This is a genomic window from Priestia sp. FSL R5-0597, from assembly GCF_038006305.1.
Classification (GTDB): Bacteria; Bacillota; Bacilli; order Bacillales; family Bacillaceae_H; genus Priestia; species Priestia zanthoxyli.
In genome coordinates, this window is record NZ_JBBOUZ010000001.1 from 993,144 (window position 1) to 1,012,963 (window position 19,820).

At 38.2% G+C, this 19,820-nt stretch carries 21 protein-coding genes; 14 read left to right on the plus strand and 7 right to left on the minus strand.

Going from position 1 to position 19,820, the window contains the following annotated elements; all coding sequences use genetic code 11:
- The 5 genes from MKX72_RS05120 (at nucleotide 1) to rpiA (ending at nucleotide 4,158) form a co-directional block, all read left to right on the plus strand.
- On the plus strand, nucleotides 1-894 hold the full coding sequence (locus MKX72_RS05120; RefSeq protein WP_155008452.1) for a BadF/BadG/BcrA/BcrD ATPase family protein: 894 nt from the start codon (nucleotides 1-3) through the stop codon (nucleotides 892-894).
- Nucleotides 895-929: 35 nt separating this feature from the next.
- Nucleotides 930-1,844 carry an N-acetylmuramic acid 6-phosphate etherase gene (gene murQ / locus MKX72_RS05125; protein WP_155008414.1) on the plus strand — a complete coding sequence of 305 codons (915 nt, stop codon included), beginning with the start codon at nucleotides 930-932 and terminating at the stop codon, nucleotides 1,842-1,844.
- A gap of 96 nt (nucleotides 1,845-1,940) precedes the next feature.
- Entirely contained in the window at nucleotides 1,941-2,726 is a 786-nt protein-coding gene (locus MKX72_RS05130; RefSeq protein WP_235918773.1) for a carbon-nitrogen hydrolase family protein, read from the plus strand.
- Nucleotides 2,727-2,816: 90 nt separating this feature from the next.
- A complete protein-coding gene (locus tag MKX72_RS05135; protein ID WP_098113749.1) occupies nucleotides 2,817-3,407 on the plus strand; it encodes a hypothetical protein in 591 nt (196 codons plus the stop codon).
- A gap of 82 nt (nucleotides 3,408-3,489) precedes the next feature.
- Nucleotides 3,490-4,158, plus strand: coding sequence for a ribose-5-phosphate isomerase RpiA (gene rpiA, locus MKX72_RS05140; RefSeq protein WP_098113750.1), 669 nt, complete (start codon nucleotides 3,490-3,492; stop codon nucleotides 4,156-4,158).
- 32 nt (nucleotides 4,159-4,190) lie between these two features.
- Here the strand turns inward: rpiA and MKX72_RS05145 are convergent, their stop codons facing one another.
- Nucleotides 4,191-4,784 (minus strand): YdbC family protein, encoded by a 594-nt coding sequence (locus MKX72_RS05145; RefSeq protein WP_013055735.1) that lies wholly within the window; start codon nucleotides 4,782-4,784, stop codon nucleotides 4,191-4,193.
- 136 nt (nucleotides 4,785-4,920) lie between these two features.
- On the opposite strand from MKX72_RS05145, the gene MKX72_RS05150 reads away from it, so the two are divergent.
- Nucleotides 4,921-6,852, plus strand: coding sequence for a hypothetical protein (locus MKX72_RS05150; protein WP_155008413.1), 1,932 nt, complete (start codon nucleotides 4,921-4,923; stop codon nucleotides 6,850-6,852).
- 59 nt (nucleotides 6,853-6,911) lie between these two features.
- On the opposite strand, the gene MKX72_RS05155 is transcribed toward MKX72_RS05150, so the two are convergent.
- Together MKX72_RS05155 and MKX72_RS05160 are read right to left on the minus strand one after the other, a co-directional pair.
- Nucleotides 6,912-7,967, minus strand: coding sequence for a L,D-transpeptidase family protein (locus MKX72_RS05155; RefSeq protein ID WP_034269857.1), 1,056 nt, complete (start codon nucleotides 7,965-7,967; stop codon nucleotides 6,912-6,914).
- A gap of 569 nt (nucleotides 7,968-8,536) precedes the next feature.
- Nucleotides 8,537-9,211: a class I SAM-dependent methyltransferase gene (locus MKX72_RS05160; RefSeq protein ID WP_034269860.1), complete on the minus strand. Its 675-nt coding sequence runs from the start codon at nucleotides 9,209-9,211 to the stop codon at nucleotides 8,537-8,539.
- 131 nt (nucleotides 9,212-9,342) lie between these two features.
- On the opposite strand from MKX72_RS05160, the gene MKX72_RS05165 reads away from it, so the two are divergent.
- Both MKX72_RS05165 and MKX72_RS05170 read left to right on the plus strand, forming a co-directional pair.
- Nucleotides 9,343-10,212, plus strand: coding sequence for a LysR family transcriptional regulator (locus tag MKX72_RS05165; protein ID WP_155008412.1), 870 nt, complete (start codon nucleotides 9,343-9,345; stop codon nucleotides 10,210-10,212).
- Nucleotides 10,213-10,244: 32 nt separating this feature from the next.
- Entirely contained in the window at nucleotides 10,245-10,598 is a 354-nt protein-coding gene (locus MKX72_RS05170; protein ID WP_033578218.1) for a DUF4181 domain-containing protein, read from the plus strand.
- A gap of 37 nt (nucleotides 10,599-10,635) precedes the next feature.
- Here the strand turns inward: MKX72_RS05170 and MKX72_RS05175 are convergent, their stop codons facing one another.
- From MKX72_RS05175 to MKX72_RS05185, 3 genes are all read right to left on the minus strand, one after another.
- The gene (locus tag MKX72_RS05175; RefSeq protein WP_047751540.1) at nucleotides 10,636-11,568 is read right to left on the minus strand and encodes an aldo/keto reductase; all 933 of its coding nucleotides are present in this window, start codon (nucleotides 11,566-11,568) and stop codon (nucleotides 10,636-10,638) included.
- A 185-nt stretch (nucleotides 11,569-11,753) separates the two neighbouring features.
- Nucleotides 11,754-12,467, minus strand: coding sequence for a suppressor of fused domain protein (locus MKX72_RS05180; protein ID WP_034269869.1), 714 nt, complete (start codon nucleotides 12,465-12,467; stop codon nucleotides 11,754-11,756).
- A 148-nt stretch (nucleotides 12,468-12,615) separates the two neighbouring features.
- Nucleotides 12,616-13,326 carry a M50 family metallopeptidase gene (locus MKX72_RS05185; RefSeq protein ID WP_033578221.1) on the minus strand — a complete coding sequence of 237 codons (711 nt, stop codon included), beginning with the start codon at nucleotides 13,324-13,326 and terminating at the stop codon, nucleotides 12,616-12,618.
- A 203-nt stretch (nucleotides 13,327-13,529) separates the two neighbouring features.
- On the opposite strand from MKX72_RS05185, the gene MKX72_RS05190 reads away from it, so the two are divergent.
- Together MKX72_RS05190 and MKX72_RS05195 are read left to right on the plus strand one after the other, a co-directional pair.
- Entirely contained in the window at nucleotides 13,530-14,729 is a 1,200-nt protein-coding gene (locus MKX72_RS05190; protein WP_155008411.1) for an amidase, read from the plus strand.
- Nucleotides 14,726-15,610, plus strand: coding sequence for a fumarylacetoacetate hydrolase family protein (locus tag MKX72_RS05195; protein WP_028412267.1), 885 nt, complete (start codon nucleotides 14,726-14,728; stop codon nucleotides 15,608-15,610). The genes MKX72_RS05190 and MKX72_RS05195 overlap by 4 nt, the downstream gene beginning before the upstream one ends.
- Before the next feature lie 38 nt (nucleotides 15,611-15,648).
- Here the strand turns inward: MKX72_RS05195 and MKX72_RS05200 are convergent, their stop codons facing one another.
- The gene (locus tag MKX72_RS05200; protein ID WP_155008410.1) at nucleotides 15,649-16,665 is read right to left on the minus strand and encodes an acyltransferase family protein; all 1,017 of its coding nucleotides are present in this window, start codon (nucleotides 16,663-16,665) and stop codon (nucleotides 15,649-15,651) included.
- Between the two features lie 239 nt (nucleotides 16,666-16,904).
- Here MKX72_RS05200 and galE point away from each other — a divergent pair, with 239 nt between their 5' ends.
- From galE to MKX72_RS05220, 4 genes are all read left to right on the plus strand, one after another.
- Nucleotides 16,905-17,885, plus strand: coding sequence for a UDP-glucose 4-epimerase GalE (galE, locus tag MKX72_RS05205; protein ID WP_098248561.1), 981 nt, complete (start codon nucleotides 16,905-16,907; stop codon nucleotides 17,883-17,885).
- Nucleotides 17,886-18,115: 230 nt separating this feature from the next.
- Complete coding sequence (locus MKX72_RS05210) at nucleotides 18,116-18,298, plus strand: DUF3973 domain-containing protein (RefSeq protein WP_028412270.1); 183 nt, start codon at nucleotides 18,116-18,118, stop codon at nucleotides 18,296-18,298.
- Between the two features lie 205 nt (nucleotides 18,299-18,503).
- Nucleotides 18,504-18,893 (plus strand): PepSY domain-containing protein, encoded by a 390-nt coding sequence (locus MKX72_RS05215; protein WP_155008409.1) that lies wholly within the window; start codon nucleotides 18,504-18,506, stop codon nucleotides 18,891-18,893.
- Nucleotides 18,894-19,151: 258 nt separating this feature from the next.
- Nucleotides 19,152-19,811 (plus strand): hypothetical protein, encoded by a 660-nt coding sequence (locus MKX72_RS05220; protein WP_034269881.1) that lies wholly within the window; start codon nucleotides 19,152-19,154, stop codon nucleotides 19,809-19,811.
- Nucleotides 19,812-19,820 lie beyond the last annotated feature (9 nt).

Genomic DNA, 19,820 nt, shown 5'->3' on the forward strand with positions numbered 1-19,820 from the left:
ATGGACTATATTATTAGTATTGACGGCGGGGGAACAAAAACAGAAGCCGTTGCGTACAGCTTAGACGGCCAACAGCTCGCTGCTTCAAAAAGCGGTTACGGCAATTTACTCATTAATTACAACACGGCTATTACTCATATTGATGAATGTATTATGGCGTGCAAAACTGAGCTTGCTGGTCATACATGTAAAGGCATTTCACTAGGACTTGCTGGAAGTAAAGCATTATCCAAAGAAGAAATAAAACGATATTTTTATAATCGTTATCAAGTAGAAGTAGGTTTATATGATGACGCCATGATTGCACATGAAGCACTACTGCATGGAAAAGAAGGGATTTTAACCATTGCAGGAACTGGAGCTGTCAGCATTGGTAAAAAAGATGGAGTGTATGAATACGGTGGAGGGTGGGGACACCTTCTTGGAGATGAAGGAAGCGGATATTGGATTGGTCTTCAAGCACTGATATTGCTGACGAAAGAGCATGATCAAAACCGTCCGTACAGCAGCCTTAGTCAGACAATCTTGCAACATGTAAAAGCAGACACCATACACGATATAAAAAAGTTTGTCTATTCATCTCCTAAATCAGAAGTTGCTTCACTCACTCCGCTTGTTGTAAATCAAGCGAGAAATTGTAAACAAGAAGCAAGTGACATTCTTCAATGGGCTGGAAAGAACCTTGCAAACATGACTCTTCATTTGTATAAGAAACAGCGGTTTGAAGGGAGCTGCTTGCTGGCATGCAAAGGCAGCATTTTAATGGAAGTTCCAGAAGTGTTTGATGTTTATAAAAAAACATGTGAAAAAGAAATAAAGCATATCCAGTGGGCAACACAGCGAGTATCATCTGCTAAAGGAGCTTATCAGCTGTTCATGAAAGAGTATCAATAGAGAAAAAATGATCGTGGAAAAGGCAGGGGATCACAGTGAACTTAAATCATATCTTAACAGAAAAACGCAATCCGCAAACGTTAAACATTGATGAATTATCAAGCCTGGAAATTGTAAAAAAAATTAATGAAGAAGATCACCAAGTGCCTCAGGCAATCAATAAGGTGCTGCCTGTTATTGCTTTGTTAGTAGATGAAATTGTCAGTGCTTTTAAACAAGGCGGACGTCTGATTTATATCGGAGCAGGTACAAGCGGGCGGCTAGGCGTGTTAGATGCATCTGAATGTGTACCAACATTCGGTACACCTGCCGAACAAGTAGTTGGGATCATAGCCGGGGGAGACAAGGCGCTCCGGCACGCGTTAGAAGGAGCAGAAGATAATAAGAAACAAGCGATAGAAGATTTGAAAGCGATTAATTTATCAAATAAAGATATTCTTGTAGGGATAGCTGCAAGTGGAAGAACGCCTTATACACTCTCAGCGCTTGAGTATGCAAACAGCCTGGGTGCAGTAACAGGCTGCGTTGTAAATTCTCCTCAATCAGCTATGGAACAAGAAGCAAACTATGCGATAGTAGCAGAATCAGGCCCGGAAGTTGTAACAGGTTCTACAAGAATGAAAGCCGGCACTGCTCAAAAGCTTGTTCTTAATATGCTGACGACGGCTTCTATGATTCAAATTGGTAAAGTCTACAGTAATCTAATGGTAGACGTACAGCCGACTAATGATAAACTCGTACAGCGTGCTAAAAATATTATTGCAGAACTAACAGGCGTCTCATCAGAAGAGGCAGCCGAAAGTTTACAAACATACAAAACGCCAAAAGCCGCTATCCTTGCGCTTCTTACTTCTATAGAAGGTGATGAAGTGCACCGGTTGCTTGCTAAACATGACGGACATTTAAAAAAAGCCATTGCAGAAGCAAAGGAACAGTCGACTAAAGATTAACCCGCCAGCTAATTAAATTATTTACGTAAAGATAAAAACCTCATGTTACGCTAGTAGCATGAGGTTTTTATGATATTGGAAGTGGAGGAGCAATGAATGAAAATTGGGTTAGCGCAAGTGAGATTTCCAAAGTCAGCCGCAGAGGGTGTAGAAACGGTAGACAATTGTATGAAACAAGCAGCAGAAGAAGGATGTAACCTTATATGTTTTCCAGAATCAATTGTGCCGGGACTTAGAGGAGTGGGTTTTGAAGTTGAGACATACAATCACGAAATTCAACAAAATACGCTTTATAAAGTTAAGTTGCTTGCCAAGCAGTTAAAGCTCAACGTAATTTTACCACTGGAGTGGCGCGACGAACTTGGTATGCATTTAACTGCTTTTGTAATTGATGAAAATGGAAAAGAATTAGGGTATCAAACTAAAAATCAAATTGATCCAGCAGAAGATCAATTTGGTTATAAGCCGGGAAATGGCCGCAAGTTGTTTGAAATAAACGGCGTGAAATTCGGTATTGTTATTTGCCATGAGGGATGGCGCTATCCTGAAACTGTCCGGTGGGCTGCTATAAGAGGAGCAAGCATTGTGTTTCATCCACAGTTTACTGGTGAAGTACCAGATCCGAAGTTTTATGATTATGCAATGATTGCAAGAAGTACGGAGAATGGTATTTATTTTGCAAGCGTGAATTATGCCTTAGAGAACCAAAAAAGTACAACTTCTCTTCTTTCTCCAAAGGGTGAATGTTTGATAAAAGCAGGAATTACTAACGTATACGATAGAGCCCGGCAAAGCAAACCGGCTGTTAGCTCAGCGCTTGTTATCCAATTTACTATTGTAAAAAAGTTTATTTTTCTAGTTAAATTAGCATGTGCGCTTTGATAATCCTTTGGTTATTTCTCCTTATGACGATGTAAACATGAATATGGTATTATCGAAAGTTAAAGGGGTATTAAAAGGTGTGTGGAAACAATGGATCGAAAAAAAGCCGCATCAGTAGCTGGAGCATTGGTCATTGCCGTAGGAATTTGGCTGTTTCAAAGCGGGAAATTTAAAAGTGAAGCCCAGGCAGATAAGTTTACGAGTACGTTTTTGGTCGATCATGAACAAACAGACAATGGATTTGAATTATTTACTTCGGATACCAATCAATATAGCATGTGGTTTCCGCTTCAGTATGTTATTCATAAATCTTCTTATAAAAGCAGTGAAGATGAAAGTGAAGTATGGACAGCATCAACGAAGGAAAATGATTCATACAATGCTGGGAAAATAACGGCTTTATTTTCTAAGAAAAAAAGCAAAGCAGCTCAAAAAAAAATGGATGCGTTTCAGCCTGATTACATGTTAAAAGGTAAAAATGCAACGATTTATGTGAAAAAACAAACAAGAGATGGAAAGCATAGCATTTATCATGCTTATGTGAATGATGATTATTCAAGCAGGTATATTTACTATACGTTTGAACTAAAAAGTAGCGAACAGACAAACAGTACAAAACAGCAGTATTGGGTAGAAAAAATTCTTCTAAATACACAGTTTCAAAAAAACTCAGCTGAATAGTCAGCTGAGTTTTTTCGTAAGGATTCATAATGCTTTTGCTTTTTTATGTAAACGGGTACAATATGAGTAAGGAGGCCTTCGTATGATTGAAAAACAAGCAGTTGGTGAAAAAGCAGCACAATTTGTTGAAGATGGAATGATTGTAGGGCTAGGAACAGGTTCAACAGCTTATTATACAATTGTCAAACTAGGTGAACGAGTAAAAAATGGATTAAACATCAAAGCGGTTCCTACTTCTCAAAAAACAGAAGAACTGGCAAGGAAACTAGGTATTCCTATTGTTACCTTAGCAGATGTTGAATATATTGATATAGCAATTGACGGAGCGGATGAAGTGGATAGCGAACTTTCTTTAATTAAAGGAGGAGGCGGCGCGCTGCTTCGAGAAAAAATGATTGCGTACGCAGCGAAGCGGTTTATCGTGATTGCGGATTCTAAGAAAATAGTGAAGACGCTAGGAGCTTTTCCTCTTCCTGTTGAAGTTATACGTTTTGGCTGGGAAATGACGGCGAAGCATATTCGCAGTGCAGGTTGTGTACCGCAGCTTAGGCTTTTAGATGATCATACGCCGTTTATCACTGATAACGGAAATTATATTCTAGACTGCCATTTTTCAGAAATTGAAAATCCTGCTGTGCTGGAAAAACAGCTTACAATGATTCCAGGCGTAGTAGAAAGCGGTTTGTTTGTAGGAATGACGGAGGAAGTCATTACCGTACAAAAACAAGAGGTTCATATCATAAAAAAATAGAAGCTTTGGCGTCGGGCCTAGGCTTCTATTTTTTAATTGGAAAGAACGTTCCAATTTTTCTCTAATTGATATATGTATTGAGACGCGTTCAGTACATTTGGATGAACGAAAGTATCAATTGTTTTTTGCGGACAAGCAGATCCGTATAATGAAAAAATGACAAGCTTGCTATGCTCGATTGGTGATACAACGTGAGATAAACAGCGATAAGAAGGATTTATCAAGCTTTTTACCATCTCATGAATATCTTCTTTGTCGTAAAAATCGACTTCAATTTCCGTCTTTACTAAATAACGGCTTTCAATGGCGCTGCTTCTATAATAATTGTAGCGTGCTCCGATGAAGTAGGACGGATCTGATGTTGAAACGTCCAAATTCGTATATGTTTGATCCTGCTTGCTTTTATAAAAAATAGAATCATGAGTATGCTTCATGAATTCTTGATAAGTTGTTCCATCTTCCCACAGAGCTAGAATACAAGCATCTGTTTCATCTTCCACGTTCCAACCCCCTAATTGGCCAATGAAACCATTCACGTGTGCAAGAGCAGCCCAATGCTGTTGCGTATATGAAAAAGATGCTTTTTTATCAGTCGGTATGCTGCATTTCACAATTTTTGTCAACATTCTCCCATCACCTCAATTAATTACTTCGATAAATGCAGGAAAAATCCTTCTAAAAAGAGGAAAATGATAGACATATCCCCCCTTTAAAAGCCATACATTTCAAATAGGACAATGTTAGGGAAAGAAGGGGAAATGAATGAAAGTTTTTCGTGCAAAAGCCTGTCAGTCTCCTACGCGAAAAGGCTGGTCAATTATGTTTCAGCATCCGTTTAAAAAAGATGAAAGAGGAAGATCGCACCCGTTTGTTAAACGGTTTATGTATACAGAGCAACACGATGAAATTGACATGTTGGTTGAAGAGATGAATGAACTGCTGAGAGTGCAGGATTTTTGGACAAGTACTGCAAAAGGAAGAGCAAAAGCAAGGTATGATGAACGAGTAGTGAATGCTTTTTATAACGATATTGAAAAAAAGACAAGCGAACAAATTGACAGCGAGTATGAGTACGTTCATGTAATAGGAGAACAAGGAAGCGGCAAAACATCTTTAATCCGCCAGCTTCTTGGTATAAAAAAGGAGTGCGGCTTTCTAGGAATAGGCAGTAAAGGCGCTTATTCTGCTACGTATAAGGTGAAGGATTCTCAACACTATGAAGCTGCCGTCTCTTTTTTTACGCGAAGTGAAGTGCAAAGGCAATTGGAGAAAATCCTACTAAGAAGCGCTGAAGTGTATGCTGAAGGAGGCACGGATTATGACTTGGTCTTTGAGTTATTACACGGAGATTCCTCTTTTAATCTGCGCGCTCTTTTGGGAGATCTCCCATACAAAGCCCGTTATTTTAATGATGATGTTCCTTTAAGAATGAGCGACGAAAATAGTTCATTCAAACAATTTGTAGATGCAATTAAACGAGAAAGTGAAATAGTAAAAGACGCTGTTGATCAAGAAGGAAGAGATTTTGCAGAGGTATGGCATAAGCGGCTTGAATGTAGGAAGATCACTGAGCAAATGCTTCTGGCAATTGAATCTCGGTTGAGAGAATACAAGGAAGGAACGTGGGAAATAGGAGAAGACGACTGGCCAATATCCTGCCGTCTCACAGCAAAAGAGCTGTCTTTCTTTGATCCGCTAACAAATGAAGAAGAAGAAAATAACGGACGCCTTATTTATCCATTGTTTCGTAGAATTGAAGTTTCCGGCCCTTTTTCTTTTAAAAAAGGGGTAGCGATTTGCGAGCATCCACCTGTTGAATATACGGGCACCATCCACGATTCTTTTAAACAAGCAGCTTCCATTTTATACGTACATCATGGGCTTAAAGAATTAGATATTCAATTTCTTCAGCAGCTCATCGTACATGGGCACGGTGCTAAGGTAAACGTTTGTGTTACACACGGAGATTTGCTTACCTCTCCAAGCTGCCGTACGGATTATGCTAAAAAACATGCCATGGCTAAATTGATAGATGGTGCGCTTAAAAGCGTTTCACCTCTTATGAGAAAGCAGCTTCACTACTATTTAACAGTAGGGAATACGTCTGTTTTAGAATGTGTACACGAGGAATCCGAAGAGAGTCACTTTCTGTATAAAGACTTAAAGGCAGCTTTAGTATCAGAAACGAGAAAAAAGCAGCAAGAGCTGCATCCTATTTATTTAAACTTGACTGTCTCTCAGGCTTTTTATGAAGCAATGGAGTCGCTGAACATTCCTTATATGGACAGAGAAACGTGTTTAAACATTTCCTTAGGAGAGAATGAAGGACCGGTACCAGCTATTGCGTCCGCCGTTATTTCATCTGTGTATGAGCATTTTTTAAGTCAGCCGTCTGGATGGTCAAGTACTTATCATTCGGTCACCGACCGACAGCAGGTTATTCAAGAGTTGGCAGGTGAGTTCGCAACCGTCGTTTATTCCTATTTCAACGAACAGCTGCTTGAAAATACCCGTAATGACTGGCGCGCTCTTTATAAAGAAAAAGAAGACGATCAGCCGTATAAATATAGCAGGGTCATAGAAAGTGTGATTCCTGCCAAAAACGATATCTATCAGCAGCAAATTCTTATGAGAACGGTTTATCAATTGATTAAGTATGTGGTAGAAAAGAAAGACGGCGTAATGGTTCATTAAGGAGTCCCTGTAAAAAGAGGTTTATAAATAAAAAAAACAGAGCCTGATTTCAGGCTCTATTAGCGTTTGGAAATAGCAGTTAACGTATTAGGTCCGGCAACGCCGTCCACTGCTAGCTTATTGTCTTTTTGAAACTTACGTACAGCAGCTTCAGTATTGGTGCCGAAAATACCGTCCGTGCCTTTTGTATCATAGCCAAGCGCCGTTAATTTCTTTTGAAGAGCTTGAACATTGCTGCCTTTGCTGCCTTTTTTAAGCGTTTGTTTTGTGTTAATTGTTGTATCCGCTGGTGGATTTGTTGGCTTTGGATTTGTCGGATTTGTTGGTGTCGGGTTGGTTCCAGGGTTTCCTAAAGCTTTATACGTTGATGGACCAACAATACCGTCAGCCGTTAAGCCGTGGTCTTTTTGGAACTTACGCACAGCTGAATCTGTATTGGCACCGAACACACCGTCCGTACCTTTTGTGTTATAGCCAAGTGAAGTTAGCTTCTGCTGAAGTTCTTTAACTGCATTTCCTTTACTGCCTTTCTTTAAAACAGTTCCTGTAGAAGGAGCTGGAGTAGAACCTGAGTTTCCAGAAACGTTGTACCCGTTTGCTGCTGCAATGTCATTAAATGATTTAGAAGAAGTTGTAATCACAACCGGTGTACCGACGGTCACTTTACTAAATAACCATGCCACTTCTTCATCGTACATACGAACGCATCCGCTGCTTACATATTTGCCAATGGAAGCAGGATTATTATTTCCATGAATAGCATACGTCGTGCCGTATGTACCTCTCGCATTTAGACCCAGCCAGCGGTTGCCAAGAGGATTTCTAGGGTCTCCACCAGGAATGTTCCCTGAGTAATAAGGGCGATTGACAATTTTATTCACTACTTTGAAATGCCCTTCTGGTGTAAGAGACTGCGTGCGTCCTGTTGCGACTGAAAACGTTCGGACAAGTGAACCATTTTGGTAATAAGCGAGTTTATTTGTTGCTTTGTTAATGATAATTAAATGAGATGGTGTTGAAGCAGCTTCTGTTTTTGGAACGCCTACAAACAAGCAGGCTAGAGCTAGAATAGCCGCTATGAGTACGATTGTTGTTCTTGATATTCTATTTGCCATGTGCTGCGCCTCCTTAGGCTGCATTAATGAAAAACGTATGGTGCTTTGAGCAGTGCTATAAATTCTTCACTAATAAAATAAAAGACGAATAGCTGCATTTTCTATACCTGTATGTATGCGCTTAATAAGGAAATCATTAAGTAGAAAGACTTTACTAGCGGGAATTTATAATAATAAGAATAACTAAGTTTTTCTTGATGATTTGTACAACTTTAAGAATATAAGTTTACTAATCTAGCGGATTCACATTTACATAAGCAGCACATCCTTTCCAGTTCTTCATTTTCGTGTAAAGAAATGAAAGCGTTATATAGATTGTTTTGTAATCATATTGTAACATAGTTGTATTTTTTATACCATAAAAAGACATAAAATAGTATAAAAATACTTTATATGGGTTTTATGTACAAAAAATTCAAAAGTTCAGGAGAACGAAGCTATTATTAGATATACGAAACTGGAAAAGAAGTATGCGTAGTTTTATGGAAATAGATAAATATTCTTATTCGAATATAGGGAGGAACAGAGTAAAAAAACTACTTGCAAAGAGACAAGTAGTTTTTAAACCGTTATTTTTGAGCATACATTACAACAAAATTAAAAAATTTATAGATGCAATCCACCGTGCTAAACCCGCTTGCTGTTAGCCAATTTAACTGGTCATGTAAAGTTGCCATTTTATCTAACTTCGTACGTTCATGAGCAGCCTTAATTTGCTCATGCGTTAATCCGCTTGCGGCAATTCTTTCACTCCAGTCTTTTTTATATAACTCTTCAATAATGGAAGAATGGCCTAATACTTGATCGGCATTAATAAATATTCCTCCTGTATGCAGTAAATGATAAATTTGACCATACAGCTTTTGCTTTTGTTCGTCTTCTAAATGATGAATAGCAAGTGAAGAAATCACAATGTCGAATGAGTGTTCAAATTCGTAGCTTGTTATATCTGATACAATAAATTCCATATTCTGTTCGTTTTTAAAGCGCTCCTTGGCTTTTTCAAGCATTTGATCTGACACGTCAATCAACGTGAAATGAGCATCTGGGTATCTTTCTTTGACAAAAGAAGAAAACAATCCCGTACCTGCTCCGATATCAAGTACGCGAAGCGGCTTATTTGAAAAGTGAAGAAGAGAAACGGGAATGGAATAAAAATCAAAAAAACAAGGAATAAGTTTGCGGCGCTGCTCATCATACTGAGAAGCATGAGCATTAAATTTTTCTTTCACGTTATTTTTCATTTTTACAGCTCCTTTATTTGGTAATATTGAGATACATATATCGTATAGAAGTTTGGTAGAAAAGAAAATAAACAAAAATAAGCAGTATTGATTCCAGTTTGTTATGAATAGAAAGAGATGGAGAGAAGAAAATGGAGATCAAATGGTTAAAAACATTCATCATAGCGGCTTCTTATGAAAATTTCAGGCAAGCGTCTGAAGATTTATTTTTAACACAGCCTGCTGTATCAAAGCATATTCAGCGACTGCAGCAAGAGTTAGGTGCTGAGCTTTTTGAAAAAAAAGGTAAATACATCACGCTGACTGAGGCAGGACGCTTTTTTTTGCCTCATGCTCAAAAAATGGTGAGGGCATATGAAGAAGGAGTAGGAAATTTTAAGTTATGGAAGCAAGGATATAACCGAAAACTGACTATATCCGCTGCTCCTCAAATAACAGCATCTGTTTTACCAAGCCTCATCAAACAATTTGTAGAGAGATATCCCCATATTGAAGTAACGGTTAATATCACAAATTCGTTTCAAGTGGGAAAAGACATCAGCGACAGAAGGTCAGATATTGGATTAACAAGGATGCTTCCGGGTCAGGCAGACGTTTTTTATGAGTTAATTCATAAAGAAAAAGCAGTCTTAGTTGCCCCGTTTTCTGCAGAGGCACGTACGGAACAGGAGCTGTTATCTTCCTACCGGCTGCTTACGAATAATCATCCTGTTTATTGGGAAGATTTACTCCTTCAAATCAAGGCTTGTTATCCTCACATTCAGCTGCTTCCTGTGACGCAAGTAGAAATTACAAAGCGCTTTATTGAAGAAGGTTTAGGCGTATCTTATTTGCCATTTTCTATGGTGAAAAAGGAAGTTGAAAATCAAACGTTAAGCGTCATTTCACAGCAAAAAATTATCCGGCCTTCTTCACATACGTATATCGTAACAAAAGGTGAAACGGAAGAAACAAAGCAGTTTAAGCACTTTGTAGCTGAGACCTTAACAGAAACGAGTTGAAATGATACCATAAAAAGGAAGGGGGGATGGCAATGTATATATTAATAATACTTGTAGCAGCAGCGGTCTTAGCAGACGTTATCTTGAGAAAAGTCCTTGATATCCCTCGCAGCAAATTTTGGGGAAAATATGAGTATGAAAGTCTAGCTTTAGGCCGATGGGATAAATATGTGACGATAGCTTTTGTTCTTTGTCTGTTACTTGATATGATCTTTATGTTTGTAGAGCCTTATATCGTATCTTTCCTATTTTTAGTCGTGAATATTTTGTTAAAAAGTATAGATGAATGGAAATACAAACAAGAAACGAAAGAGTACGTAACAAGCTTTGTACAGATGGGATTCTTCTTTACAGCTTTTGTTCTATTAGTCAGCGGAATTGTATAGAAAAAAGAGCTTTACCTATGGCAAAGCTCTTTTTGTATTATTTAAAAATATGATCAATGTCTTTAATTTCAGAAGAAGTGAGCTGTACATCTAATGTTTTTAAGTTATCAAGTACTTGATCAGCGCGTTTTGCCCCTGGAATTAAAACATCAATTGAATCGCGCGTTAAGTACCAAGCCAGAACAAGATGAGCTACTTCTACGCCTTTTGCGCTAGAGATTTGACGAAGACGCTCTACTTTTTCTAGGTTTTGCTGAAATGCTTCGCCGATAAAATGAGGCATATCTTCGCGCAGGTCATTAAACTTTGTATTTTTATCATATTTCCCAGCAAGTAAACCAGCAGCTAGCGGAAAGTATGGAATAAATGAAATATGATTTGCAGCCGTATAAGGTAAAATATCGTTTTCTGCTTCTCGCTGAATTAAGTTATATTGGCCTTGTACCACGTCTACATAACCATCTTTATTTGCTTCTTTTAACTGATCTAACGAGAAGTTTGATACGCCAATAGAACGGATCTTACCTTCATCTTTTAATTCTTTTAACGCACCAACCGCTTCGTCTTTAGGTGTGTTTTTATCTGGAAAGTGAATATAATACAAATCGATATAATCTGTTTGAAGGCGTTTTAAGCTATCTTCAACCGACTGTTTTAAAAATGCAGGAGAATTGTCTAGCAGTACTTCATCTCCAACAATTTTATGTGCTCCTTTTGTAGCGATCACCGCTTCTGCACGATTTCCGCGTTCTTTTAGTACTTCGCCAATTAATTCTTCAGAACGTTTAGGACCATAAATGAACGCTGTATCAAGTAGGTTAATGCCATTATCTAACGCCTTATGAACAAGGTCTTTGCCGACTTCTTCGTTTAGGTTAGGATATAAGTTGTGTCCTCCTACAGCGTTTGTTCCAAGTCCAATAGGGTTAACATATAATTCGGATTTTCCAATCTGCACTTTTTCTGCCATGTCTAACGTCCATCTCCTTTTTTTATATCTTCTTTTTTACTATAGCAAAATATACCATGAATCAAAAATAGTACGCTCATATGAAAAGCAGCTTTAAAAAAATATGTGAACTTGAGTTACATGTAAATAAGGAGTATATTCTACAGGGCTCTATTTCAATAGCAGAAATAAAAAAAGAACCTCTTTTAAATAAGAGACTCTCTTTTAGTCATGGTAATATGATAGCTTTTTGACAGCTGAAATGTTTCAGCGAGCTGCCTGCGTCCTTGCGCTCCTTGTTCGCGCACATAGTCTAATTCGTTTGGTGTAAGAAGCTTCATGCTAATCAGTTTAATAGATTCGTAAGGTAAAGAGAGGCTAGCTGAAACAGAAGGAGACTGAACTCCTAGCAATACACCAATATCTCCATTTTTATTTACAAAATGAGGCGGTACGTCCAAATCCGTAAATTCAATTGAAAGAACATCATGTTTCATGAATAGTTCTAGCATATTAGGGTGAGCGGCAGCATTTTGACTCATTTGATAAAGAAGGTCAAATGCCCAGTGATCCTGGATATCCGATAAAGGTCCGCGAAGAGATTCATCATCGCATTCGATATAGAATTCTAATCCCTTTCCTTGTCTTTGGCTCTTTTCTTCAGGTAGTTGAAACGGGTCGGACAAGCCGTCGCTTGCTAAAATAACCGTCTCTGTTTTTTGAACACGAATAAAAGTTTGACGTCCAGACGGCCAAGCAGGCCCGCCAAAAAACATGGGATTTAACAAATGAGTTAATACGTCTCCGTCTACATGTCCAATTGTGTTCCAGTAGTCTTTTCTTTTTGAGATTGATTCCTCAAGAACACGCTCTACTTCTTTTTCCTGCTTCTTTTGCTTCCACTTTAAAAATAATGACAAGTATCCCACACCTCTTTACGACTTCATAGTACCCAATATATACCTCATTTAGGGAACTCGTAAACCATTATTTAGTGTATAAAAGTAAATTATTCCTTTAAATTATAAAATTCCCAAAGTTTTCTCGGGGGATTACAGAATTTTGTCTTTAATAAATCAGGTGAAAAATCAAATAAGCCACATAAACGGCCTGTGCGAAAAATAAAAAGCCCCAAAAGCGTGCTGAAAGATGGGTAAGCTGCTTTAAACTTGTAGCGTCACCCGCATCGTTTGGGTATTTGATGCTTAACACAAAAATAATAAAGGCGGAAAATAGAGATTCTACAAGTAACAGTGCACCAACAAACATCATGCTGTAGCGCATAAGCTGTGGATCTTGCAGATAATAGATGCCTCCGAGGATCAAACCGATAGAAAATAGCCATACAATTCCGTATCCGTTACGTACCCAAAGCAGTAAATTAATAACAACAACACTTCCTAACCCGTAAAAAAGCCAGTCGTAGTGGTTGTGAACGAGCAGGTAGAAAAATAAATAAGCCATTGCTGAGCTGAACGGGTAGCCGGCTAAGGCAATAATGACGCGCGGCAGCCATCCACGGGATCCCGCGTAGGTGGCAGTCACAGCTACACCTTCATTATTGGTGTAAAGCTCAATGCGATTGACGCCTTTTCCGACAATAAGCCCCATTAACGCGTGGCCATCTTCATGAAACATCGTATTTAAATTTGAAAAATAACGTCCAATATGCCTAAGCAGTGTATTAATGCTAGGAGCAAATGAACCTATAAATGGAATGCCTCTTGTTAGCACAAAAGCTAATAAAATAAATAAGAAAAGCGTAGTAGATTGTTCCATCGCGATAGTCCTTTTCGTAAAATGATATGTTTCTACTTTACTCGCAAACGTGCTAAAAGGGAAATGAAACGGCTAGTTTCTCTAGGAAAAGAGAAGTTGGGAGACTTACATAATATTAGTGTAAACAGACCTGACACATTCATTGACCAACTTATTCCAAATTTTATATTCTAAACAGATATAAGAAATGAGGAGATGGTTGAATGAAAGATACGTGGAACGCATTTGTAGACAGTGATCTTTACGTACCTCCAACGGGAACGGGGATGTTAAATAACTTGAGTTTTGCGTTAAAAGACGTATTTGATGTACAAGGACATATATCAAGTGCAGGAAATCCGGATTGGCTCGCCACGCATCAGCCTGCAAGCGAACATGCAGATGTAGTAGCTGCTCTTTTAAAAGAAGGAGCTGCACTGAAGGGAGTTACGCACACGGACGAGCTTATGTACGGACTAAATGGAGAAAACGCGCATTATGGAACACCGGTAAACCCAAAAGGCGCAAATCGAATTCCGGGAGGTTCTTCGAGCGGATCAGCGGTTGCTGTCGCAGCGGGAATAACTGATTTTGCGATTGGAACAGATACTGGAGGATCGGTTCGAATTCCGTCAAGCTACTGCGGTATTTTTGGGTATCGTCCTTCTCACGGACGCATTTCTACAAACGGTCTAATTCCACTTGCTCCAAGCTTTGATACAGTTGGTGTAATGGCTAGAGACGGCCACACTCTGCAAAAAGTAGGAGCGGTTTTATTGAACTCAACGTCGCGTGCTAGCGGTTTTACAAGACTTTATGTAGCAACAGACGTTATGGAACTTGTGGATGAACAAAGCATGCAAGCTCTTGCACCACCTATTAAGCACGTAATGAAGTCTTTTTCTACTACAGAAGAAATAGTAATTGCCCCCCAGGGTTTTTCTACATATATGGAAACTTTTCGTTTGCTGCAAGGAAAAGAAATTTGGCAAACGCACGGAGAATGGATTCAAAAAGAAAACCCAACGTTTGGAGACGATATCGGAAGCCGCTTTCAATGGGCGAGCACTCTTACCTTATTAAATATGAATTATATAGAAGAAAAGCGTCGTGAACTTCGCTATTTTATGTACTCACAGCTTGGAGAAGACGGAATATTAGTGCTTCCTACAGCTCCAGGACCCGCGCCTATAAAAGATGCAAAAGGACCGGAGTTAGAAAACAGAAGATTGCGAACACTTCAAATGACGTGTATTGCCGGACTAAGCGGACTTCCGCAAGTTACGATACCTGCGGGAGAACTAGACGGTTTGCCAATCGGCTTATCTTTTATTGCGGGATACAACCAAGATGAAAAATTATTAAATTGGGTAAAAGAAAACAGCGATCATATCATTCAAGCATCGGTAAGGAGCGTATCATGAAGTTAGTAAATATAATAGAGCAAGGGAAAGAACAAGCAGCTATTTTAGACAATGACAGCATTCTGCTTATAGAAGATATTAATGCTAAATATTTAACAAACTGGTCTACAACAATTTGGGATCTTATTCAATATAAAGAACTTCGCCACCTTGAAACATGGTACGCCCATAATAAATTTGGTATGAACAGCTCTTTTCCCGCACTGCACTTGCAGGGCAGAAAAACAGCTCCTATCATTAGTAATCCGTCAAAATTGTTAGGCATTGGATTTAATTATGCAGCTTCTGAAGAAAAACTAAAAGACTACGACCGTGCCATTGATCCAGTTAGTTTTTTAAAACCCGCAACCGCCATTATTGGACCAGATGACAGCATTCGTATTCCAAAGCAGTCCTACAAAACAACGGCTGAAGCGGAACTAGCGGTGGTAATCGGCGAAACGTGTAAGGATATAGAGCCAGATGAAGCCATGAACGTAATTGCTGGCTATACGTCAGCCATTGACGTAACCGCAGCTGATATTCATGCGGCGAATCATCGCTACTTAATGCGAGCAAAAAGCTTTGATACATTTTGCAGTATAGGCTCAGAGTTTATCACAAAAGAAAGCATATCAAACGTGAAATCACTTCAAGTGCGCACATTGCTAAACGGAGACATGCAGCATGAAAATACCGTGTCTAATATGATTTACGACATCGCATACTGTGTTTCATTTTTCTCAAAAGTCATGACGCTGCATCCAGGTGATATTATCTTAACCGGAACGCCGGGACCCGCTGTTATTGAAGATGGGGACTGTATTGAATGCCATATTGAAGGCATGCTTCCATTAAAAAATAAAGTGAAAGATATGAAGAAAGTGCCTCAGCAAATCTAGTAAATAACCCCTGTAAAGAACAGGGGTTACATGACTGTTTATTTCGAAACTGGAAGTGTTTGTCCACTGTCCTTTTTCGGAATAGGAAACGCACCTAAAAATAATGCGTTTGTAAGAAGAAATTGTTTCAACAATACATGACATATTAAAGGAATCAATGTTCCCATTACTATGTATAAAAAGACGGTAGATATGCCGGTGTATTTTTCTATTAAAATAGTAACCGGTACGTGCAAAAACATAATGGTAAACGAGGATTTCCCCACGTATTCAAAAGGCTTACTCCACTTTGTTAAGCTCATTTTTTTGCTTATATATACAAGAATGCTTGCCGCGCAAAGAGGAATAATCAAATCAAGCAGCCATGTATAAACGTTTGCTTTAATATCTAATGTATAAGAAAGAACGTTGAGCTTTTCTAAAACTACAATCAATAAAATGATTAAGCTGCTCACGATTACGGTGCTATTTCTCTCAATAAACGAAAAAGCTTGTCTGCTGTAATATCCAATTGCGTAATAACAAATGGATAGCAAAACAGAATTGGCGCTCCATATAATGTTTTTTTGCTGAAGAAATGGAAAGCTGACATAAATATGAGCGATAAAATAGCATAGAGCTAAGAAAAGAACCATTGACCTTTTTCTTTTAATCAGTAGAGATGCATAGGCAAAAACAAGGTGAGTTAAGAATAAACAAGTGACAAACCAAAAAACACCGTAATAGTATCCGAGAGTTCTCCCGCCAATACATAAATGGTAGATGTTTAGTAACACTTCCCGAACGTTAAATGTTTGAACAAAGATAAGGGCTGCTATTAACAGGCCAAATGAAAAATAAGGGATAAGTAAACGCATCCATTTTTTCAAAATCCATCCTCGTACTTCTTGTATTCTAGAACGTGAGTGAAACAGATAGCCGCTAATCATAAAAAAGAGAGGCATGTGAAACCAAAAGAAATAATGATGAAAAAAAGGGCTGCTAGAATGCCCTGCCACTACTGTAAGAATACATAATCCTTTTAGCGCATCTAGCCATGAATGGTGTTTGCTCATTAAGCTTTCATTCCTTTAATAAGTAAATTAGTTCCTGCTATATTATCTAACTCTCTGTGAAAAAGAGCAATAAAAATTTCCTTCCCTTTTCTTCATAATGAGTTCATATTGATTGTCTATACTAATAAAAAATATAACCGTATCGCTGCAGGATACTGAAAAATGAAATATTTACAAATGGAAAAGAAACGGGTACGATATCTGTAGCGACACTTAATAAAAAGGAGCTGACTGACAGTATGATTTTAGTCATCGGAGGAGCAGGCTATATCGGAAGCCACCTAGTAAAAGAATTAGTGAAAACAAATGAAGTTGTGGTACTTGATAATCTATCAACGGGTCATCGCTGGGCAATCGATGAGAAAGCGGTATTCGTAGAAGGAAATCTAGGTAATGAGAAAGATTTAGAAAGCGTATTCACAAATCATAAAATTGATGCTGTCATGCATTTTGCTGCTAATAGTTTAGTAGGGGAGTCAGTAACAGATCCTCTTAAATATTATCAAAATAACGTAGCTGCGACGTTAACCCTTTTACAAACGATGATGAAGCACAATGTGAAAAAGTTTATTTTTTCATCTACTGCTGCTACATACGGGATTCCTTCTGTAGATATCATTACAGAAGATACGGCAACAAACCCAATTAATCCGTACGGACGTTCAAAGTTAATGATCGAACAGATTTTAGCTGACTTTGCAAGTGCTTACGACATGGAATATGTTGTGCTTCGTTACTTCAACGCAGCGGGTGCTTACGAAACAGCAGAAATTGGCGAGTGCCATGATCCTGAAACGCACTTAATTCCAATCATTCTTCAGCACCTGCTTGGTGAACGTGAAAACATCTCTGTATTCGGCTCAGACTACGATACTGCAGACGGAACGTGCATCCGTGACTACATTCACGTAACGGACCTAGCAAATGCTCACATTTCAGCGCTTCAGGCACTGTTAGACGGCACGAAGAAAACAGCAACGTACAACCTTGGAAACGGCCTTGGCTACTCTGTAAAAGAAGTGATCGAAACGTGTGAAAAAGTAACGGGTAAAAAAGCGAATGTCGTAATGGCAGACCGCCGCGCTGGAGATCCGGCACGCTTAGTCGCATCTTCTGATAAAATTCACGCAGAATTAGGCTGGAAAGCGCAAATTTCATTAGAAAAAATTATCGCATCAGCTTGGAACTGGCATCAAAACAGCGCAAAAGTAACAAATTAATAAAAAGTGCCTCTTTTTTCTTTAAAAGAGGCTTTTTTATTACGATTAAACTGATTTATGTTCTAAATAATCATTTTTAAAAGCCAGTGTTTTAGCCCACGAACAAGCCTTCTTCTTTTCGGACATTTTCCCTAAACAAGCACGACTTTTGTTCTTTTCCATATGCTATAGGTAAATATACCATTCACAACTATCCCCGTTTATAAAATAGCCCGCAAGGAGGTTATGATATGTATTACTGTGTAAGATGCTCCAAATTTCATGACGAACAGGAAAAAGAAAACATCTTTCAAAATGGTTTTTACATTGATCCCTATTTGCTTCAAAAAGTTCATTTAGGCATGTGCGTACACAAATCCCCGTCAATCAAACAAATAAGAGCCGTAGAACGATTCGAAACGAAAAAAATGTAGAATTCACATTCACCAATAAGAAGCTAGATCTAATCAGGTCTAGTTTTTTCAGTGGGAAACAGCTTTCTTCAGCTATCTTTCATGTAATATTAAGAGAAATTTAAGACAAGCCCGCTATACTAGTTAGTAGACGTATACATAGGATATGGTACGTTAAGAAATTGAAACAGCAGTCCGTTTTATAAACTAGAAAGGATGGCGTCAAATGATTTCTGAAAAACAATCACTTTTGTTGAAAGAACAAGCAAAGCTTCTCGCATTAAAAGAATATAAAGGCATTGTCAAATCCATATCGCTGAGTAAAATACTCACTCTTCCTATTTATACAGTAGACATCCTTACGTTAAACGGAGAAGAGCATAAAGTAAAAATTAACGCCCAAACCGGGAGTATTTTGAAAGAAAAAACGATTCCTTTAACTAAAAGCCGTGCAAAAGCATACGCGTTAAGACAGCATAAAGGTATTATCGAATCGATTGTTCTCACTAACAAGCAGTATGAAATTGTGATTCTTGGACTTGATGGGAAAACCCACAGCGTGAAAATTGACGCTGAAATTGATGTGCTGGCACAAGGAGAGCGAAACATTCAGTAAACGTCCTATATTATGTAATCAACCTCACTTTTTTGAAAGTGGGGTTTTCTTTATTGAGAGAAATCATTAATAACGGTAACAATGATAAAAAAAGAAACGATTATTTCTTTAATAGAAAGGGTAAGTGATAGTAAAAAATAACCACTTCCTAATTATGGTTCTTTGATTCGTTCTGCTTATGACTCTCCCATTATAAGTATGATAGTATCGAACATGTATAAAACATAGGTTATAACATAACTAAAAGGGTGTGCGACAATGAAAAAACGTACGAAGACCATTATTGCAGTCATTGCAGGAGCTGCTATTTTAATAGGAGGAATATGGATGATAAACGAAAGCCGATACCCAAACGTCCCTGCTTTTGATGATCACTTTACGCGTGAATTCTTAAACAAAGATAAAAAAGTGGATGACGGGTTTTATGAGTTTAAGTCGAAGACAGGGCAGTATACGATGTGGTTTCCGGAGGGATATACATTACTAAATGAAGATGGCGATTATTCTAGAGATAATAAAAACTTCGAGCAATGGGGAGCTGTTCCCTCAAGTGAAAACCAGGTGTATAGAGGTGCTATACACATCACAATGGCTAAAGATAATAAAAAAAATCAGCAAGACTATATTGAAAGCTTTTTTAAAGATCATTTGATTTCTAAAGAACCAAAGCTTATTAAAACAAGCAAGAATATTATTTACTTTTCTAGTGTTCATTTTGAAGTAAATAAAGACAAACAAGTAGTAGAAGGTAGCGATCAAAAACCTAACAGCTTTTATGCATATATTATGGATAAAAACTCCGATAGAGTAGTTGAATTTTCTTTTGAAACCAGTGGATTTAAAAATCAACATTTGGATGAAGAAGATCAGACAAAGTGGTTAATGAAGATTTTGAAAAGTATAAAATTTTCTAACTAAGGGGTTTTT

Bases quoted from the DNA above. Each gene is read 5' to 3' on its own strand.
- MKX72_RS05120 (WP_155008452.1), top strand. From the start codon at position 1: ATGGACTATATTATTAGTATTGACGGCGGGGGAACAAAAACAGAAGCC.
- MKX72_RS05130 (WP_235918773.1), top strand. From the start codon at position 1,941: ATGAAAATTGGGTTAGCGCAAGTGAGATTTCCAAAGTCAGCCGCAGAG.
- MKX72_RS05135 (WP_098113749.1), top strand. From the start codon at position 2,817: ATGGATCGAAAAAAAGCCGCATCAGTAGCTGGAGCATTGGTCATTGCC.
- rpiA (WP_098113750.1), top strand. From the start codon at position 3,490: ATGATTGAAAAACAAGCAGTTGGTGAAAAAGCAGCACAATTTGTTGAA.
- MKX72_RS05145 (WP_013055735.1), bottom strand. From the start codon at position 4,784: ATGTTGACAAAAATTGTGAAATGCAGCATACCGACTGATAAAAAAGCA.
- MKX72_RS05150 (WP_155008413.1), top strand. From the start codon at position 4,921: ATGAAAGTTTTTCGTGCAAAAGCCTGTCAGTCTCCTACGCGAAAAGGC.
- MKX72_RS05155 (WP_034269857.1), bottom strand. From the start codon at position 7,967: ATGGCAAATAGAATATCAAGAACAACAATCGTACTCATAGCGGCTATT.
- MKX72_RS05160 (WP_034269860.1), bottom strand. From the start codon at position 9,211: ATGAAAAATAACGTGAAAGAAAAATTTAATGCTCATGCTTCTCAGTAT.
- MKX72_RS05165 (WP_155008412.1), top strand. From the start codon at position 9,343: ATGGAGATCAAATGGTTAAAAACATTCATCATAGCGGCTTCTTATGAA.
- MKX72_RS05170 (WP_033578218.1), top strand. From the start codon at position 10,245: ATGTATATATTAATAATACTTGTAGCAGCAGCGGTCTTAGCAGACGTT.
- MKX72_RS05175 (WP_047751540.1), bottom strand. From the start codon at position 11,568: ATGGCAGAAAAAGTGCAGATTGGAAAATCCGAATTATATGTTAACCCT.
- MKX72_RS05185 (WP_033578221.1), bottom strand. From the start codon at position 13,326: ATGGAACAATCTACTACGCTTTTCTTATTTATTTTATTAGCTTTTGTG.
- MKX72_RS05190 (WP_155008411.1), top strand. From the start codon at position 13,530: ATGAAAGATACGTGGAACGCATTTGTAGACAGTGATCTTTACGTACCT.
- MKX72_RS05195 (WP_028412267.1), top strand. From the start codon at position 14,726: ATGAAGTTAGTAAATATAATAGAGCAAGGGAAAGAACAAGCAGCTATT.
- MKX72_RS05200 (WP_155008410.1), bottom strand. From the start codon at position 16,665: ATGAGCAAACACCATTCATGGCTAGATGCGCTAAAAGGATTATGTATT.
- galE (WP_098248561.1), top strand. From the start codon at position 16,905: ATGATTTTAGTCATCGGAGGAGCAGGCTATATCGGAAGCCACCTAGTA.
- MKX72_RS05210 (WP_028412270.1), top strand. From the start codon at position 18,116: ATGTATTACTGTGTAAGATGCTCCAAATTTCATGACGAACAGGAAAAA.
- MKX72_RS05215 (WP_155008409.1), top strand. From the start codon at position 18,504: ATGATTTCTGAAAAACAATCACTTTTGTTGAAAGAACAAGCAAAGCTT.
- MKX72_RS05220 (WP_034269881.1), top strand. From the start codon at position 19,152: ATGAAAAAACGTACGAAGACCATTATTGCAGTCATTGCAGGAGCTGCT.